At 69.5% G+C, this 15,648-nt stretch carries 15 protein-coding genes; 11 read left to right on the top strand and 4 right to left on the bottom strand.

The features are described from left to right. Positions 1-63 precede the first annotated feature (63 nt). The 9 genes from D7Y04_RS00605 to D7Y04_RS00565 all read left to right on the top strand — a co-directional run bounded on the left by D7Y04_RS00605 (position 64) and on the right by D7Y04_RS00565 (position 10,142). On the top strand, positions 64-1,506 hold the full coding sequence (locus D7Y04_RS00605) for an MATE family efflux transporter (protein WP_121758004.1): 1,443 nt from the start codon (positions 64-66) through the stop codon (positions 1,504-1,506). 200 nt (positions 1,507-1,706) lie between these two features. Then, the gene (locus D7Y04_RS00600) at positions 1,707-2,933 is read left to right on the top strand and encodes an inositol-3-phosphate synthase (protein WP_121758003.1); all 1,227 of its coding nucleotides are present in this window, start codon (positions 1,707-1,709) and stop codon (positions 2,931-2,933) included. 3 nt (positions 2,934-2,936) lie between these two features. After that, positions 2,937-3,869 (top strand): hypothetical protein, encoded by a 933-nt coding sequence (locus D7Y04_RS00595; protein WP_121758002.1) that lies wholly within the window; start codon positions 2,937-2,939, stop codon positions 3,867-3,869. Positions 3,870-3,909: 40 nt separating this feature from the next. Beyond that, positions 3,910-4,944: a Gfo/Idh/MocA family protein gene (locus D7Y04_RS00590; protein ID WP_120597657.1), complete on the top strand. Its 1,035-nt coding sequence runs from the start codon at positions 3,910-3,912 to the stop codon at positions 4,942-4,944. After that, positions 4,935-5,768: a hypothetical protein gene (locus tag D7Y04_RS00585; protein WP_121758001.1), complete on the top strand. Its 834-nt coding sequence runs from the start codon at positions 4,935-4,937 to the stop codon at positions 5,766-5,768. The genes D7Y04_RS00590 and D7Y04_RS00585 overlap by 10 nt, the downstream gene beginning before the upstream one ends. Continuing rightward, complete coding sequence (locus D7Y04_RS00580; protein ID WP_121758000.1) at positions 5,765-7,240, top strand: YcaO-like family protein; 1,476 nt, start codon at positions 5,765-5,767, stop codon at positions 7,238-7,240. The genes D7Y04_RS00585 and D7Y04_RS00580 overlap by 4 nt, the downstream gene beginning before the upstream one ends. A gap of 3 nt (positions 7,241-7,243) precedes the next feature. Beyond that, a complete protein-coding gene (locus D7Y04_RS00575; protein ID WP_121757999.1) occupies positions 7,244-8,095 on the top strand; it encodes a sugar phosphate isomerase/epimerase in 852 nt (283 codons plus the stop codon). Beyond that, the gene (locus tag D7Y04_RS00570; RefSeq protein ID WP_121757998.1) at positions 8,092-9,378 is read left to right on the top strand and encodes a glycosyltransferase family 4 protein; all 1,287 of its coding nucleotides are present in this window, start codon (positions 8,092-8,094) and stop codon (positions 9,376-9,378) included. The genes D7Y04_RS00575 and D7Y04_RS00570 overlap by 4 nt, the downstream gene beginning before the upstream one ends. Beyond that, complete coding sequence (locus D7Y04_RS00565) at positions 9,375-10,142, top strand: PIG-L deacetylase family protein (RefSeq protein ID WP_121757997.1); 768 nt, start codon at positions 9,375-9,377, stop codon at positions 10,140-10,142. Before D7Y04_RS00570 ends, D7Y04_RS00565 begins: the two co-directional genes overlap by 4 nt. Here the strand turns inward: D7Y04_RS00565 and D7Y04_RS00560 are convergent. Both D7Y04_RS00560 and D7Y04_RS00555 read right to left on the bottom strand, forming a co-directional pair. After that, entirely contained in the window at positions 10,125-10,829 is a 705-nt protein-coding gene (locus D7Y04_RS00560; RefSeq protein WP_121757996.1) for an immunity 52 family protein, read from the bottom strand. The genes D7Y04_RS00565 and D7Y04_RS00560 overlap by 18 nt on opposite strands. Further along, positions 10,826-12,211, bottom strand: a complete 1,386-nt coding sequence (locus D7Y04_RS00555) for a restriction endonuclease fold toxin 5 domain-containing protein (protein WP_233601202.1) — start codon at positions 12,209-12,211, stop codon at positions 10,826-10,828. Before D7Y04_RS00555 ends, D7Y04_RS00560 begins: the two co-directional genes overlap by 4 nt. Before the next feature lie 80 nt (positions 12,212-12,291). Between D7Y04_RS00555 and D7Y04_RS00550 the strand changes: the two genes are divergently transcribed. Continuing rightward, on the top strand, positions 12,292-12,729 hold the full coding sequence (locus tag D7Y04_RS00550; protein ID WP_121757994.1) for a lipopolysaccharide assembly protein LapB: 438 nt from the start codon (positions 12,292-12,294) through the stop codon (positions 12,727-12,729). 105 nt (positions 12,730-12,834) lie between these two features. Beyond that, complete coding sequence (locus D7Y04_RS00545; RefSeq protein WP_121757993.1) at positions 12,835-13,710, top strand: alpha/beta fold hydrolase; 876 nt, start codon at positions 12,835-12,837, stop codon at positions 13,708-13,710. Between the two features lie 20 nt (positions 13,711-13,730). Here the strand turns inward: D7Y04_RS00545 and D7Y04_RS00540 are convergent, their stop codons facing one another. Further along, positions 13,731-14,525: a hypothetical protein gene (locus D7Y04_RS00540; protein ID WP_120597646.1), complete on the bottom strand. Its 795-nt coding sequence runs from the start codon at positions 14,523-14,525 to the stop codon at positions 13,731-13,733. Between the two features lie 38 nt (positions 14,526-14,563). After that, positions 14,564-15,631, bottom strand: coding sequence for a nicotinamidase (locus tag D7Y04_RS00535; RefSeq protein WP_121759222.1), 1,068 nt, complete (start codon positions 15,629-15,631; stop codon positions 14,564-14,566). Positions 15,632-15,648 lie beyond the last annotated feature (17 nt).

Here is a 15,648-nt window from a genome sequence, read left to right as displayed (position 1 = left end):
GCCGGCGAGCGGGGAACCGCGAGGGATGAAAGCCAGAAGGCGTCCCGTTGCAACGCGCAATCCATGACGCAACCCCCGCCTGAAACCCTCGCCCCGGACGCCGCCCCCTCCACCTCTGGAGCCAGGGGCCTCCTTGCCTCCCTGTGGCTGGCGGTGAAGGGCACCACCGAGGACCTGGCCACCGGGCCCGTGGATCGCGCCTTCCTGCTGCTGTCCGTGCCCATGGTGCTGGAGATGGTGATGGAGTCCGTCTTCGCCCTGGTGGACGTGCTCTTCGTGTCGCGCCTGGGCGCGGACGCCATCGCCACCGTGGGCCTCACCGAATCCATGCTCACGCTCCTCCAGACCCTGCCGCTGGGTCTGTCCATCGGCGCCACCGCGCTCATCGCGCGCCGCATCGGTCAGAAGGATCCGGAGCGCGCCGCGAGCACCGCGGTGCAGGCCCTGGGCCTGGGACTCGCGCTGGCCGTGCCGTTGGCGTTCGCGGGCAGCTACTTCGCGCGTCCGCTGCTCATGGCCCTGGGTGCCGCGCCCGGCGTGGTCGAGCACGGCGCGGGCTACACGCGGCTGATGCTGGCCAGCTATCCCATCATCATGCTGCTGTTCCTCATCAGCGCCATCCTGCGCGGCGCGGGGGACGCGGCCACGTCCATGCGCGCGCTGTGGCTGGCCAACTCCGTGAACATCGTGCTCGCGCCGCTGTTCATCTTCGGCCTGGGCCCCGTGCCCGCGCTGGGCGTCACCGGCGCCGCGCTGGCCACCACCGTGGGCCGCTCCACTGGCGTGCTGTATCAGGTGTATCGCCTGCTCAAGGGCAGCGGGCGTCTGGAATTGCGCCGCCGCCACCTGCGCGTGGAGGCGTCCACGCTGCGCTCGCTGCTGAAGCTGTCGGGAGGCGCCACGCTCCAGTCGCTGTTGGGCATGTCCAGCTGGCTGGTGCTGATGCGCATCGTGGCCACCTTCGGCAGCACCGCGCTCGCGGGCTACACGCTGGCCATGCGCATCCTGCTCTTCGCGCAGCAGCCGTCATGGGGCCTGTCCCACGCAGCGGGCACGCTGGTGGGCCAGAGCCTGGGCGCGGGCGACACCGACCGCGCGGAGCGGGCCGCGTGGCGCGCCAGCTTCTACACGCTCGCGTTCCTGGGCGTGGTGGCGGTGGGCTTCCTCCTCTTCGCGGAGCCCCTCATCCACCGCTTCACCACCGAGCCTGAGGTGGGCCTGCACGCCGTGCGCTGCCTGCGCATCGTCAGCTGCAGCCTGGCCCTCTACGCCTTCGTCACCGTGCTGCCCCACGCCTTCAACGGCGCGGGCGACACCACCACCCCCACCGTGGTGAATGCCCTCTTCTCCTGGGGCCTCCAGCTGCCGCTCGCGTGGGTCCTCTCCCATCCGCTGGGCCTGGGACCTTCGGGCGCTTTCATCGCCATCGCCGTCACCTACGGAGCGCTCGGACTGGCCAGCGCCGCACTCTTCCGGCGCGGTGGGTGGAAGCTGCGGCACGTCTGAGACCGTCCTCCATCAGCCGACAGTGGCCACGGCCCAGGGGCTGAGTTGAAAGCCTCCAGGCATGTGGAGACCTTCCCGAAACTCTCACGGCGAATGGGCACCTCCGGTGCCTCCAACCTCGGGGGCGCCAGTCACCCCGAGGCGCTTCCGAAGTGTCGCCGCGAGAGCACGGGGCACAACGGCGGGGAGGGGCTTCACACATGGCGGGCAACGAGCGGTTGGGCGTGGCGGTGGTGGGACTGGGCGGCGCGGTGGCGACCACGGCGGTAGCGGGCATGGAGCTCCTGCGCCGGGGAAGGGTGGACACGCGAGGCCTGCCATTGGCGAATGCGACGGGCCTGGGGCTGGTGGAGTACGGCGAGCTGACCTTCGGCGGCTGGGACCTGTTCGAGGACGACCTGGCGCACGCGGCGCGCAACCACGCGGTGCTGACGGAGGCGCAGCTGGAGGCGGTGGCGCCCACGCTGGGCCGCATGCGGCCGTGGCCCGCGGCCTCCAACGCGAAGTTCTGCAAGAACGTCGTCGGCACCGCGGAGAAGAAGGCGCGAACCCTGCGCGAACAGGTGAGGGCCATCCGCGACGACCTGGCCCGCTTCAAGCAACGTGAGCAGTTGGAGCGCGTGGTGGTGGTGAACCTGGCCTCCACGGAGAAGGCCGTGGACCTCACCCGTCCGGAGTTCGCCACGCCGGAGGCCTTCGAGAAGGCCCTGGACGCGAACGATCCGGAGATCGGCCCCGCGATGCTCTACGCGTACGCGGCCATCGTGGACGGCATCCCGTTCGCCAACTTCACGCCCAGCGTCGCCGCGGACGTGCCCGCGCTGCTCCTGCTGGCGAAGCGCACCGGCGCGCCCGTCGCGGGCAAGGACGGCAAGACGGGGCAGACGCTGCTCAAGACGGTGCTCGCGCCCGCGCTGCGCGACCGCGCGCTGCACGTGGACGGCTGGTACTCCACCAACATCCTGGGCAACCGCGACGGAGAGGCCCTCAACGACCCGGCGTCGAAGCAGAACAAGCTCGACACCAAGGGCGCCGCGCTGGACAGCATCCTTGGCTACAAGGTCCAGGACCACGTCGTTCAAATCCAGTACTACCGCCCGCGAGGGGACAACAAGGAGGCCTGGGACAACATCGACGTGACGGGCTTCCTGGGGCAGCCCATGCAGTTGAAGCTGAACTTCCTCTGCAAGGACTCCATCCTCGCCGCGCCGCTCGTCGTGGAGCTGGCGCGCACGCTGGACCTGGCGAAGCGCCGGGGCGAGTGCGGCGTCATCGACGCGCTAGGCTGTTTCTTCAAGGCCCCCATGTCGCAAGACGGCGAGCCCGTGGAGCACGCCATGGCGGAGCAGCAGCGCCGCTTGATGGCGTGGCTGGGCAAGGGGCGCGCGCAGCAGGTGGAGCGCCTTCCGGAACGCATCAGGGGTTGAGCCATGAACGCACCCGCGCGTGACACGGCGTCCCCTGGCCGTTTGGCGGAGCTCCGTCCGCTCCTGTCGGAGCTGATGGACCTCAAGCGCATCCGCACCCCGGACCATCCAGACGGTCTGGCGGCGCACGGTTTCCGCCGGGCCTGGGCCGCGCTGGCCTCCGGCATGGACCCACGCATCGTGGCGCTGCAGGAGACGGCGCGCGCGTTGGCGGCGGTGCGGCTGGGCGGCCTGGACATGGACGTCCTCCAGCGGGCGGGGCTGTCCTCGCTGGACGCGACGCGGGTGCTGCACCGGGGCCTGGAAGCGGTGACCGGGCCGCTGGCCCCCGGCCTGCGGGAGCGGTTGTCCGTGGCGCTCTCGCAGACACCGGAGGAGGCGTGTCACATGCCGCCGCCCCTGTTCGTGGACCGGCTGGTGCGCCAACCCCGCGCCGGGGCCACATTCCCCGGTCGGCCGCGCATCCTCGTGTCACCGCAGGAGGGCCACGCGGACCACTGCTACGCGGTGGCGGTGGGCGCGGTGCTCGTCGCGCCCTGCTTCAGCGCGTCCCCTGCCCTGCCCTTCGTGGCGGGGCTCTCGCACCACCTCTTCAACGCGCTGCTGCCGGACGCGGGCTTCTGCGGGGAGGCGCTGCTGGGGGACCTGCTGGAGCCCGTCATGAAGCGCCTCACGGAGAAGGCCCTGTCGTCGCTGCCGGAGCGGCTGGCCGGTGTCGTGCGGCAGTCGCTGGCGCTCACCGGCAACGTGGACTCGGCGGAGGCGCGCGCCTTCAACGCCGCGGACGCGCTGGACCGGGTGCTGGAGCTGGAGGCCCACGCCCGAGCGGCGGGCTTCACCTTGCGACAGGCGATGGAGGACCTGGAGCTGATCCACCCCGGCCCGCTCCAGACGTTCGGCAACGGCGTCCTGCGCGACGCGGCGGTGTGGCCATGAGCCAGCGGCGGTTCCTGAACCTTCCCAACAGGCGGTGACCATGTTCGAGGCGAAGCCGAGGCCCCGGAGGCTGGGCTGGGCGGTGGTGGGCTGTGGCTGGGTGGCACGGGACTACGTCATCCCGGCGCTCCAGGGCGCGAGCAACGCGCGGCTGGTGGCCCTGTGCGACGCGAACGCGGAGGCGCTGATGCGCATCCCGGCGGACGACGTGAATCGCTACACCGACCTGGGGTCGGTGCTGGCGGACAAGGACGTGCAGGCCGTCTACATCGCCACGCCCAACCACCTGCACGCGGCGATGACGGAGGCATGCGCGGCGGCGGGCAAGCACGTGCTGTGCGAGAAGCCCATGGCCGTCACGCCGCGCGACGGCCTGCGCATGGTGTCCGCGTGCCAGCGCGCGGGCGTGCACTACGCCACCGCGTTCGACCAGCGCCACCACGCGGCGCACCGCAAGCTGCGCATGCTGGTGAAGGAGGGCGTGCTGGGCACCATCACCCAGGCGCGCATCCACTACGCCTGCTGGCTGCCCGAGGACTGGACGCCGGACAACTGGCGCATCGACCCGGAGCAGGCCGGCGGCGGCGCGATGATCGACCTGGCGCCACACGGCCTGGACCTGCTGGAGGTGGTGCTGGGCGATGAGTGGGAATCGCTCACCGCCATGACGCAGCGGCGCGTGCACTGCTACGCCGTGGACGACGGCGCGGTGCTGATGGGCCAGTTCAAGAGCGGCGCGCTGGGCCTGTTGCAGGTGGCCTACAACTGCCCGGACGCGTACCCCCGGCGCACGCTGGAACTCATCGGCACCCGCGCGCGAGCGCTGGCCTACAAGACGATGGGCCAGACACCCGGCGGCTCCCTGTCGCTCATCGACGCGAAGACGGGAGAGGAGACGTGGGTCCCCCTGTCGCCGGAAGAGGACCGGAGTCCCTTCCTCCACCAGGTGGAGGTCTTCTCCACGTGCGTGCTGGAGGGCCGTCCACAGCCGTTCGCGCCAGAGCGCGATGTGCGGTTGGTGGGGCTGCTGACGCAGGCGACGCAGTCCGGAAAGGCGTTTCCGCCATGCCACTGACCCGCTACGCCTGCACCCACTGCGGCACATGGCAGCCGGGCTTCCCGAGCGAGCGGCCCACGGGCTGTCCCACCTGCGTGGACGTGCGCAACGCGCTGCCGCGCGACGGCTGGGACTTCCAGACGGCGGGCCAGGTGTCGGAGCGGCTCAGCACGCGCTGGGAGGAGGCGCTGCCCGGCATCTGGGGCTTCACCTGCACGCCGCCCTTCGGCCTGGGCTCCACGGGGTGGCTGTTGCGCAGGCCCGAGGGCAACGTCGGCTTCGAGGGCGCGCCCTGGTACTCGCGGCCCGCGCTGGAGTTCATCGAGGTGATGGGCGGCCTCCAGGTGCTGTCCGCGTCGCACCCGCACGGCTTCGGAGCGCTGTGGCAGTTGCAGGAGCACTTCGACCCGCTGCTCGTGCTGCACCGGGACGCGGTGCGATACAGCAAGGCCTTCCAGGTGCGCTGGCCGGTGGATGACGAGCACGAGCTGGCGCCGGGCCTGACGTTGCATTGCGTGGGCGGCCACTACGAGGGCCAGACGGTGCTGTACGACGCGCGCACCCGTTCGCTGTTCTGCGGCGACGCGCTGAAGGTGGACCTGGACGCGCGAGGCAGACCCACGGGCCTGTCGTGTCACAAGGGCTTCCACTACGCGATTCCGCTGAGCCACGGCGAGCTGCGCCGCTACCGCGCGGTGCTCAAGCAGCTCCCGTTCGAGAACATCTTCACCCCGTTCGAGTTCGCGCGAGATGTCACCCGCGAGCACGCGCTGGCGCTGTTCGACCGGCTGCTCTCGGGCATGCCGCACACCCGTCCCCTGCCCTTGGAGGAACTGTCATGAGCATTGCCCGAGCCCTGGATGCGTATCACCACGCCATGTCCACCGGCGCCCTGCAGATGTTCCGCATCGACCCCATCGACCGGCTGGGAATTCCTGTGGCCTCCGCCAGTCTGGCGCTGGGAGGCGGTTCGAGCGCGGTGCTGCACGGCAACGGCTATGGCCGCACGGACGAAGAGGCGCGGGTGGGCGCGCTGGGCGAGCTGGTGGAGGAGACCTTCTGTGAGCTCGCGATGCACCGAATGCCGCGCGTGCACGGCAGCTACGAGGCGCTGGTGCGCGCGCGAGGCCCCACCGCGGTGGCGGATCCGCTCACCCTGGGGCTGCCCGCGGGCAGTCCGTATCAACCGGACCTGCCGCTCGTCTGGGTGGAGATGCAGCGGCTGTCCACGGGGGAGCGGGTGCTGGTGCCGGAGGAGTACGTCGCCATCCACCCTGGGCAATTGCAGGGGAGAACACCTCTCATTACGCCCATCACCAACGGCCAGGGCGCGGGGCTGACGCGGCCCCAGGCGCTGGCGCACGGCCTGCTGGAGCTCATCCAGCGCGACGGCAACGGGCTGATGTACCGCGCCATGGACCAGGGCGTGGAGCTGGACCTGGAGGGCACGGACCTGGCGCCGGACGTGCGCGAGCTGTTGGAGCTCTACCGCCGCGCGGGCGTGGAGGTGATGGCGAAGCTGGCCAGCACGGACTTCGGCCTGGTGAACCTGTACGTGGTGGGCCGCGACCTGTCCGTGGGGGACCAGCCGCTGATGGTGACGGCGTGCGGAGAAGCGGCCGACCCGGACCGGGACCGGGCGCTGCGCAAGGCGCTGCTGGAGTACGCCTGTTCGCGCGCGCGCAAGGCGTTCATGCACGGGCCGCTGAGCCACGTGGCCCGGGTGGCACCGCCGGAATACATGGACCGCTTCGTGCCGAAGGTGGACCTGGACGCGGAGGAGCCGCGCGCGCTGAACGCGATGGTGGAGTGGGCGAGGCTGCCAGCCTCGGCGCTGCGAGAGCTGACGGCGTGCACGCTGATGGTCCGCCAGAAGGTGCGCTTCGAGGACCTGCCCCGTTCGCCCACCGTGGAGGACCCCTCGCTGCGATGCGACCACGTGGTGAGGCAGCTGCACGCGGAGGGCTTCGACATCCTGGTCGCGGACCTGTCGCCGCCGGGCCGCCAGGTGCACGTGGTGAAGGCGCTGGTGCCGGGCCTGGAGGTGGAGACGATGACGTACAACCGCCTGGGCGAGCGCAACGTGGCGCGGCTCCTGGAGCGCAGGGACCCGCTGGTGGGCCTGGGAGCACCGCCGTCGGGCGCGCAGCCGGTGCGGCTGACACCGGAGGCCGAGTCGCGGCTGGGAGGCCCCGTCTGGTTCAACGTGCGGCTGGCGGAGGCGCGAGTGGGGCGGATGTACGCGCTCTACCGGGAACCGGACCGCCACGCGGTGCCGGCGGTGCTCGCGAGCCGCCGCTTCGGGGGGCAGTGAGCCATGGCCCTGCGCTTCGCGTACAACACCAACGGCGTATCGAACCACCGCTTCGAGGACGCACTGGGCCTCATCGCGGACAGTGGCTACGACGGCGTGGCACTGACGCTGGACCACCACCACTTCGACCCGTTCGCGCCGGACTTCGAGCGGCGCACGGAACAGCTCGCCACTCGGCTGGAGCGGCTGGGCCTGGGGCTGGTGGTGGAGACGGGGGCGCGCTTCCTGCTGGACCCTCGGAGGAAGCACGAGCCCACGCTCATCACACCGGACGCGCAAGGCCGTGCGCGGCGGCTGGAGTTCCTGAAGCGCGCGGTGGACGTGTGCGGGACGTGCCGGGGGGAAGCGGTGTCCTTCTGGGCGGGAGTGCCACGTCCCGGAGTGACGGAGAAGGCCGCGTGGCCGTGGCTGGTGGACGGCGTGGCACGGCTGGCGGAGTACGCGGCGGCACGCGGCGTGGTGCTGGCGGTGGAGCCGGAGCCAGGGATGCTGGTGGAGACGGTGGACGATTGGCGCCAGTTGGAGACGCGGGTGCCCGGCGTGCGTCTGGCATTGGACGTGGGGCACCTGCTGGTGACGCAGGAGCGGACGCCCACGGAAGCGGTGCGCGAGTTCGCGCAGGTGCTGGGCACGGTGGCGCTGGAGGACATGAAGCGCGGCGTGCATGAGCACCTGCCCTTTGGCGAAGGGGACGTGGACGTGCCGTCGGTGCTGCGCGAGCTGACACGCGCGGGCTGCGACCGGCTGGTGTGCGTGGAGCTGTCGCGGGACGCGCACCGGGCGCACGAGCTGGTGCCCTGGGCGCTGGAATGGTTGAGGAAGCGCCTGCCGACGGGCGCGGAGGTGGCGGCATGAACACCGTGAACGGGCTGCGAATCTGTTTCATCTCCCGGCGCTTCTTCCCGGCCATCTCAGGGATGAGCGTCTATGCGCTGAACCTGGTGCGGGAGCTGGTGGCGTGCGGGCACGACGTGACGATGGTGAGCCAGTACCGCAGCGACGCGGCAGGCATGGCGGTGTACGGGGGCGGGCCGCCACCGGGAATCCCAGGCGCGCACGTGCTGGGCTGCGAGTCGGTGGGCGAGCAGCGCATCAACCAGGGCCAGCCGGCGAGCTTCGAGCATGACCTGGAGGTGATGGTGAACACGGTGGTGCGCGAGCACCGTCGCCGTCCGTTCGACCTCATCCATGCGCAGTACGGCTATCCATGCGGCCTGGCTGCGCTGCAAGCGGCGAGGCTCCTGGGATTGCCCAACGTCGTCTCCATCCAGGGTGGAGATGGGCACTGGGTGGGGACCTGCTGCGGGACGCACAAGCAGGCGATGCTCGCGGTGCTGGGCCACGCGGGGGCGCTGCTGATTGGGAGCAGGTCCTTCGCGCAAGAGGTGAGCGAGAACCACGGGACGCCGCTGGAGCGGTTCACCATCGTCCCCGGCGCCACGGACACGCTGCGCTTCCATCCGAGGAGTGAGTCGGCGGTGGGCGAAACGCGGGACGTGCCGGTGTGGCTGTACCACGGCCGGGTGGACGCTCGGAAAGGGGTGATGGAGCTGCTGGATGCCGTGCGGCGGCTGGTGGCGGACGGGCGGAGGTTCAAGCTGCGGGTGTCTGGGATTGGACCGGACCTGGAGGCGGTGCGAGCGAAGGTGGAGACAGAGGGGCTCCACGGCGTGGTGGAGCTCACGGGGGCATCCCTCTACGCGAAGGCGCCTGACCTGTACCGGAGCGCGGACCTGTTCGTGTCGCCCACCTATTCAGAGGGGTTCTCCAACACGCTGTTGGAGGCGATGGCGTCCGGGCTGCCCATCGTGTCGACGCGAGCGGTGGGGGTGGTGGACTGCCTGGAGGACGGGCGGGACGCACTGCTGGTGCCGCCAAAGGACAGCGCCGCGCTGGCGGAGGCGATGGGCCGGATGATGGACGACGCGCCGTTGCGCAAGCGGCTGGCGGCGACGGCGCTGCGCGAGGTGCGGGAGTTGTACTCGTGGCGTGCGGTGGGGCGGAGGATTCAAGGCGTCTACAGGAACCTGACAGGCACGCGGCCGGACACGCGGTGGACGCACCTCTACGACCCGGCGATGACGGAGGAGCGCGCGGACCACACGTGCCGCTTCCGGGCGGAGCCGCACCTCCTATGAGCACGGCCCTGTTCGTGTCGCCGCACCTGGACGACGTGGCCTTCTCCTGTGGAGGCACGTTGGCGGCGCTGAAGGCGAAGGGGTGGACGGTGGCGCTCGTCACCGTCTTCACGAAGTCGGTGCCGGGGCCGAAGGGCTTCGCCCTGCAATGTCAGACATCAAAGGGACTGGGGCCGGATGTGGACTACATGGCCCTGCGGAGGAAAGAGGACCGCGCCTTCGCGGTCTGCATGGGCGTGGACCAGGTGCGCTGGGGGGACCTGGAGGAAGCGCCGCACCGGGGCTACGCAAGCCCGGAAGCGCTGTTCCAGCCACCTCGAGCGGACGACGTCATCGAAGCGAAGGTGGCGAAGTGTCTGAAGCCGGTGTTGTGGGACCTGAAGCCGGACCGCGTCTTCGTGCCCCAGGCCCTGGGAAGCCACGTGGACCACGTGCACGTGGTGCGAGCCGTGAAGGGACTGGGCATCCCAACGAACCGGATCCTCTACTACCGGGACACCCCGTACGCCGTGCGCCAACCGAAGGCCCACCCCGACGCCGCCGTGCCCCACGGGTTGCATCCCCTCGCAGTGGACATCACGGAGCACCTGCCGAAGAAGGTGGAGGGCTGCGTCCGCTACGGCACGCAGCTGGGCTTCCAGTTCGGCGGAGTGGACGGCCTGGCGCGGACGCTCACGACGTTCCACCGGATGGAAGCGCAGACACGCGGTCAGTCCGGGGCGGCGGAGGTGTTCCTGACGGAGTCATCACAAGGCGCGCAGTAGACCGGCTGCATCGAGAACCTGGTGCACCTCCGTGGCCAGCCGGACGTGTTCCGGGTTCGTCACCGTGAACCGCTCCTCCGTGAGGATCACCAGGGTCCCCAGGTCCTCCACGGGCTCGACGTGCACCGTGGCGGGGAGCGGAGGAACCTCTCCCCACTGCCGGGAGAAGTAGGTCATCCAGCCCACGAAGGTGCCTACGTCTCCCGAGGAAGGAGACACCTTGTCCCGATACTCCTGGGATGCAACGACGCCCCACGTCGGCTCCCAACAGCGCACCACGGAACGGAGCACTTCGCGCAGGAGCGGTGCGGTCAGGACGCGCCCTGCCACCTCACCACGGCGAGAAGGACTGACCAAGCATATCGACGTCGGCACATCATCCGCGGAACCGCAGTAACCATCGACCAGAGTTGTCTCATCCGGATGGGTTCCCGCCCACAGCCAGTAGCGAAAGGCGTCACCCAGCCGGTTCTTCTTCCGAGCGAACAGACTCAGGAAGTTTGCACGGTCCGTCGAGAACGTCCGTGCACTCGCATCCTTGAACGTGCGTCCGGCCTCGTGCCATCTCTGCCACTCGGGCTCAAGGCGGCCCAGTGCATCGAACAGGTTTGATGCTCGAGTGGCACAGGACTCCGCATCCTCGGATCGGCCCAGCCAGTAAGCGCCTACGTAGTAGTCATCGGTCATTCGATCGGTACAGCTCTTTTCTCTGGGGAGAGGAAGCGTACTTCCACTCCGACGCGGCGGTCTTTGAATAGGAGACGCAGTGCATCCGCGAATTTCTCCTCCGCGACCACCCATCGAACGCGCAGTCCTCCAGCGACCCTCAGCTGCCGCTGAGCTTGATCAGCCAGGGCGTCCGCATTTTTGAAGAACTCTTTTGCCCTCAGATCGGAACCAAAGAACTGCTCGTAGCCAGGTCCCTTGGCTTCCAGCAGAACAGGCTCCTCCAGATCGAAGCCGTCAAAGTCGACCTCTTCGTCCCCCTTCTTGACCCGATACGCGGAGCCCTTCGGTGCTCCGGTCACCTGGGCCTGATAGTCGCGGGCGCGATTGGACATCGACTCATTCACCTGCACCCACTTGCCCGGCCCACCTGCTGGCGGCATCCCTCCGGTGCTGCTCGTAGGAGGCGGGCCCATCGAGGCCATGGCCACCGCCGTGGACGCGAGCGTCACCTCCACTACGCCGTCCACCACCGCCACCGCGCTCACGTCCAGCACGCGTGCCGGGTTGAAGCCCGCCTGTGTCGAGCCCAACCGCACTGCGTCCGGAAAGCGCGGCATCAACGAGAGCGCCGATGACAGCCCCACCGTCACGCCGTGACTCACCAGCATCGTCACCGCGAGCACGAAGACGCGCGCCACCTCCGGCCCCAGTGCCTGCGCGAAGACTTCCGCCGCCTCCTCCAACTCCTGGAACGTCTGCGCCCGGTCCGTCGCCGCCTTCAGCGCACCGCACGCCCGCACCACCGTGAGGAACGACTGCACGCCCACGTACGCCAGGAACACGGCGGCAATCACCGCCGCGGCCTTGGTGAACACAGGCTCCGGCGCCGCCGCCAACACCACCCAGGACGCAATCGCGCCCGACACCACGGACACGAAGAACTCTGGGTTCAGCGTGTCCTGCAGCGCCGTGCCAATGCTCGCGCGCAACGGGTCCAGCGACATGCCCACCGCGAGCGTCAGCCGGTCCAACTCACCGAAGCCCGCACCGTCCTCCAGCAAGGACAGACAATCCCCTGGAGCCTCATGCGCCCGGCACCACCGCCCATACCCGTCCCGCAGCATGAACCCGAATCCCAGGTCCAGCTGCGCCCCCTTCTTCGCGACCGCGCGCACCACCCTCGGTGTCCGCACCGTCAGTGGCACCTCCAGCACCAGCCGTGTCAGCGCCTCCTCGAACTCCCGAGCGCTGACCGGCACACGGCGGTCCCACGTGCCCGGGGCGTATGTCCGGGTCTCCCGTTCCGTGCGCAGCCGCACCGTGGGTCCACTGGCGCAGCCCGCCCAGAACACCAGCAGCATCAGCCAGCAGCCAGCCCGTCCCCACGGTTTCGTGCCCAAGTGGCGTCTCCAACCCACGACGTGTCGTCTAGACTGTTCCGAGGACCGCGAATGTCTCCCAGGTCCCCGGAGCACGAATCATGACGTCCATCTCGGATGAAACCCACCAATGCATCACCGACCTCTGCGCCCAGGGAGACACCGCGGCGGGAGAGGACGACTTCGAGCAGGCCCTGAAACACTTCAAGGCCGCCCTCGCCCTGATTCCGGAACCCACCCGCGACCATCAGCAGAACACCTGGGTGCGCGCCGCCATCGGCGACATGTACTTCCAGCTCGAACGCTTCGAGGACTGCCGCGAGCACTTCCGCGAAGCCGTCCACTCGCCGGGAGGGCTCGGCAATCCCTTCATCCACCTGCGGCTCGGCCAGTGCGCCCTGGAGCTGGGAGACGAAACCCGCGCGGCCGACGAGCTGGCTCGCGCCTTCATGGGCGGAGGCGAGGAGCTCTTCGAAGGCGACGACGCGAAGTACCTGGAGTTCATCCAGTCCCGCCTGCAACCGCCCCAGGACGCCTGAGGGCTCCGGGGACCCGAGCGCCGGGCTCCCTGCTCGACCTGGCGCCTCACGCACGCGGGGCATGCACACCCTGAGGCGTGAACCCGCTCCCGCGAGGAGGCGCCCATGACACGCCAGCAGCCGAGCACCGTCCGTCCCTTCTTCCCGGAAGGCTTCCGCGAAGGCGACGAGGACGTCAACGGCACGCGGATCCACTTCGTCATCGGCGGCAAGGGCAGCCCCGTCGTGCTGCTGCACGGCTACACGCAGACGCACCTCATGTGGTGGCGCCTGGCGCCGGAGCTCGCGAAGGAGCACACCGTGCTCATCCCGGACCTGCGAGGCGCGGGTGCTTCCGCCGCACCCGCGGAGGGCTATGACAAGGAGACGATGGCCCGCGACATGCGCGCGCTGGTGAAGAAGCTCGGCTTCGACAAGGTCTCCGTCGTGGGCCACGACATCGGACTGATGGTCGCTTACGCCTACGCCGCCCGGTTCCCCGGCGAGGTCGAACGCCTGGCCCTCCTGGACGCGTTCCTGCCGGGCATCGAGCCCTGGTCCGACCAGGTCATGAAGAGCCTGGACGTGTGGCACTTCACCTTCAACGGCCCCACCGCGGAGAAGCTGGTGCAGGGGCGTGAGCGCATCTACTTCGACCATTTCTGGACCGACTTCGCCGCCAATCCCCAGGCCGTCGGCGAAGCGGAACGGCAGGCGTACACGGAGGCCTACGCTGCCCCGGGCCGGCTCCACTCGACGTGGAGCTACTTCCAGGCGTTGGACCAGGACAAGAAGGCCTTCCGGGAGCTGGCCCGGAACAAGCTCCCCATGCCCGTGATGGTCATTGGCGGTGACAAGTCCATGGGCGAGCCGCTCGTCGCGCAGGCGCGTGCAGTGGCAACCCAGGTCGAGCCCCACATCCTCCGGGACACCGGCCACTGGGTGACTGAGGAGCGGCCAGCGGAGGTCCGCGAGTTGCTCGGAGACTTCCTCCGGGCGTGACGCCTGGCCTTCCGCGCCCGCTAGGCTCCGAAGCCGCCCAGCGCCGTGCGGCTGAAGCTGGCCGCGCCCTGGCTGACGCGCACGGCGGACTGGCTGAACACCTGGAACGCGGCGCGGATCTCCTGGGCGCTCTGCCCCGGCGTGAGAATCCACCGGTCCGAGATGCCCATCTCCTGGAACACGCGCCGGAAGTCCGTCACCCCATCGTCGATGCCCATCGCCGCGACGATGTGGTTCTCCACCCGGTGCAGGTCCTTCACCAGCGCAGCCACGTCCTTCGCCCGCGCCTTCTGGGAACCCTGGTCCGCGCCGTCCGTAATGAGCAGCGTCACCGTGCGCACCGGCACTCCGTTGCCGCTGAACTCCTGCGCCTTCGCCAGCACCGTGCCCAGCAGCACCACCGCCTGGTCGTACAGCGGCGTCCCCTGGTCCGCCGAGTAGTTCTTCGAGTGCATCCGCACCACGTCCTCCAGCGGCCGGAACGGATTGAGCACGTGTCCGTTCAGGTAGCGCGTGTGGAACAGCACGCCGTCCTTCTGCTGACTCGCCAGCAGCGCATCCAGCACCAGGTTGTGCCCATCACACACCGTCTTCTCGTGCCCCGAGTGCGCGATGCTCCCGGAGTCATCCGGCATCACCGTCACCAGCACCACCTCGCTCGCCTGCACGTCGTCCACGTGGATGCCCAGGCCCGCTTGGATCTGCGCCCCCAGGTCCACCACCGTGAGCGTCTGCAACCCCGCGGGGCTGAGGATGCCCTCCGCGTGCGCGTCCTCGAAGAGCTTCGTGACACCCGTCCCGTTCGCCTTGCTCATGTCCGTGTCTCCCTTCGTGTGAGTGCCAATTCCAGACGTCACGCCAGGTGCAGGTCCGGCCAGCTCGCCAGCGGGTCCGTCGACTTCACCAGGTGCATGCCCGCGTCCGCGAAGCGCTTGAGCGCCGCTTCCGCCTGCGGCGTGAAGTCCGCCGCGAAGCCGCCCTTGCCGTCCGGCACCGTCACCGACGACATGCAGTCCGTCAGCAGATACACCTTGCGAGCCAGCGCCGCGTCCTGCGCGACAATCTCCCCCAACAGGTCATCGATGCTGCTCTTCACGCAGTGGCTGGCCGCCTGTCCGCCAATCACCACCGCGTCCGACGTGAGCAGCGTCTTCAGGAACTGCGTGTTGCGCTGAGCGAGCGGCTGGCCGTCATGCCGCATCAGCACCTCCGGCCGCAGCACCGAGTAGTTCTCCGTCAGCGGATTGCCCCCCTTCACCTCCGCCCACGACTGCACGCCGCGCGCGTACGAGTGGAACAGCCGCGCCTCCTGCACCACGCCCGACAGCGCGTGCCCGTCGCTGCCCAGCAGGCAGTGCGGTGGCCACAGGTAGAGCGTGTACTTCCCCGCGCGCTCCAGCTCCTCGCAGTAGAACTTCACCTGCTTGAGCAGCCACGGGTAGTTGCCGCCGCACAGCCACTTCGCCACCGCGGGGTTCGGCCTCGCCTGGCCGCGTTCAATCTGCTCGCGAGTCACCTCGCGGTACGGCTGGAGCGGCTGGTCGTCCTGGTCCACCCAGAACGACGGGAAGAAGATCTGGAAGGCGAAGTGCGTATCCAGCGTCGCGGTGACGTTCGTCAGCGTCCCCAGGTTCCGGTAGATGAACTCCGCGATGCGGCGGTTGTCGTCGATGGCGCCCCGCCCGCTGCGCCCCGCCACGTACAGCGAGCCATCCGGGAAGCAGAAGTCCTTCTGCACGTCGATGAGCAACAGGTGCAGGTTGAAGCGGTCCGTGGCCGCCGCCGTCACGCCCTGCGCCACCTTCCACGCTCCGGCGTCACGCTGGAGCTTCCCGGCGTTCGCGCCGTAGCCGTACTCCGCCGCGTGGTTCGAATTGTAGAACCCGGGCAGCGGCAGTTCCTTCGCGCTCGTCTTCTTCATGTCCATCCCCCTGTGTG

Source organism: Corallococcus sp. AB038B (assembly GCF_003668955.1).
Classification (GTDB): Bacteria; Myxococcota; Myxococcia; order Myxococcales; family Myxococcaceae; genus Corallococcus; species Corallococcus exiguus.
The sequence above is the reverse complement of the archived record's forward strand: the minus strand, read 5'-3'. Positions and strand labels throughout refer to the sequence as shown.

Bases quoted from the DNA above. Each gene is read 5' to 3' on its own strand.
- D7Y04_RS00575 (WP_121757999.1), top strand. From the start codon at position 7,244: ATGGCCCTGCGCTTCGCGTACAACACCAACGGCGTATCGAACCACCGC.
- D7Y04_RS00595 (WP_121758002.1), top strand. From the start codon at position 2,937: ATGAACGCACCCGCGCGTGACACGGCGTCCCCTGGCCGTTTGGCGGAG.
- D7Y04_RS00560 (WP_121757996.1), bottom strand. From the start codon at position 10,829: ATGACCGATGACTACTACGTAGGCGCTTACTGGCTGGGCCGATCCGAG.
- D7Y04_RS00565 (WP_121757997.1), top strand. From the start codon at position 9,375: ATGAGCACGGCCCTGTTCGTGTCGCCGCACCTGGACGACGTGGCCTTC.
- D7Y04_RS00605 (WP_121758004.1), top strand. From the start codon at position 64: ATGACGCAACCCCCGCCTGAAACCCTCGCCCCGGACGCCGCCCCCTCC.
- D7Y04_RS00535 (WP_121759222.1), bottom strand. From the start codon at position 15,631: ATGAAGAAGACGAGCGCGAAGGAACTGCCGCTGCCCGGGTTCTACAAT.
- D7Y04_RS00590 (WP_120597657.1), top strand. From the start codon at position 3,910: ATGTTCGAGGCGAAGCCGAGGCCCCGGAGGCTGGGCTGGGCGGTGGTG.
- D7Y04_RS00545 (WP_121757993.1), top strand. From the start codon at position 12,835: ATGACACGCCAGCAGCCGAGCACCGTCCGTCCCTTCTTCCCGGAAGGC.
- D7Y04_RS00585 (WP_121758001.1), top strand. From the start codon at position 4,935: ATGCCACTGACCCGCTACGCCTGCACCCACTGCGGCACATGGCAGCCG.
- D7Y04_RS00580 (WP_121758000.1), top strand. From the start codon at position 5,765: ATGAGCATTGCCCGAGCCCTGGATGCGTATCACCACGCCATGTCCACC.
- D7Y04_RS00550 (WP_121757994.1), top strand. From the start codon at position 12,292: ATGACGTCCATCTCGGATGAAACCCACCAATGCATCACCGACCTCTGC.
- D7Y04_RS00600 (WP_121758003.1), top strand. From the start codon at position 1,707: ATGGCGGGCAACGAGCGGTTGGGCGTGGCGGTGGTGGGACTGGGCGGC.
- D7Y04_RS00570 (WP_121757998.1), top strand. From the start codon at position 8,092: ATGAACACCGTGAACGGGCTGCGAATCTGTTTCATCTCCCGGCGCTTC.
- D7Y04_RS00540 (WP_120597646.1), bottom strand. From the start codon at position 14,525: ATGAGCAAGGCGAACGGGACGGGTGTCACGAAGCTCTTCGAGGACGCG.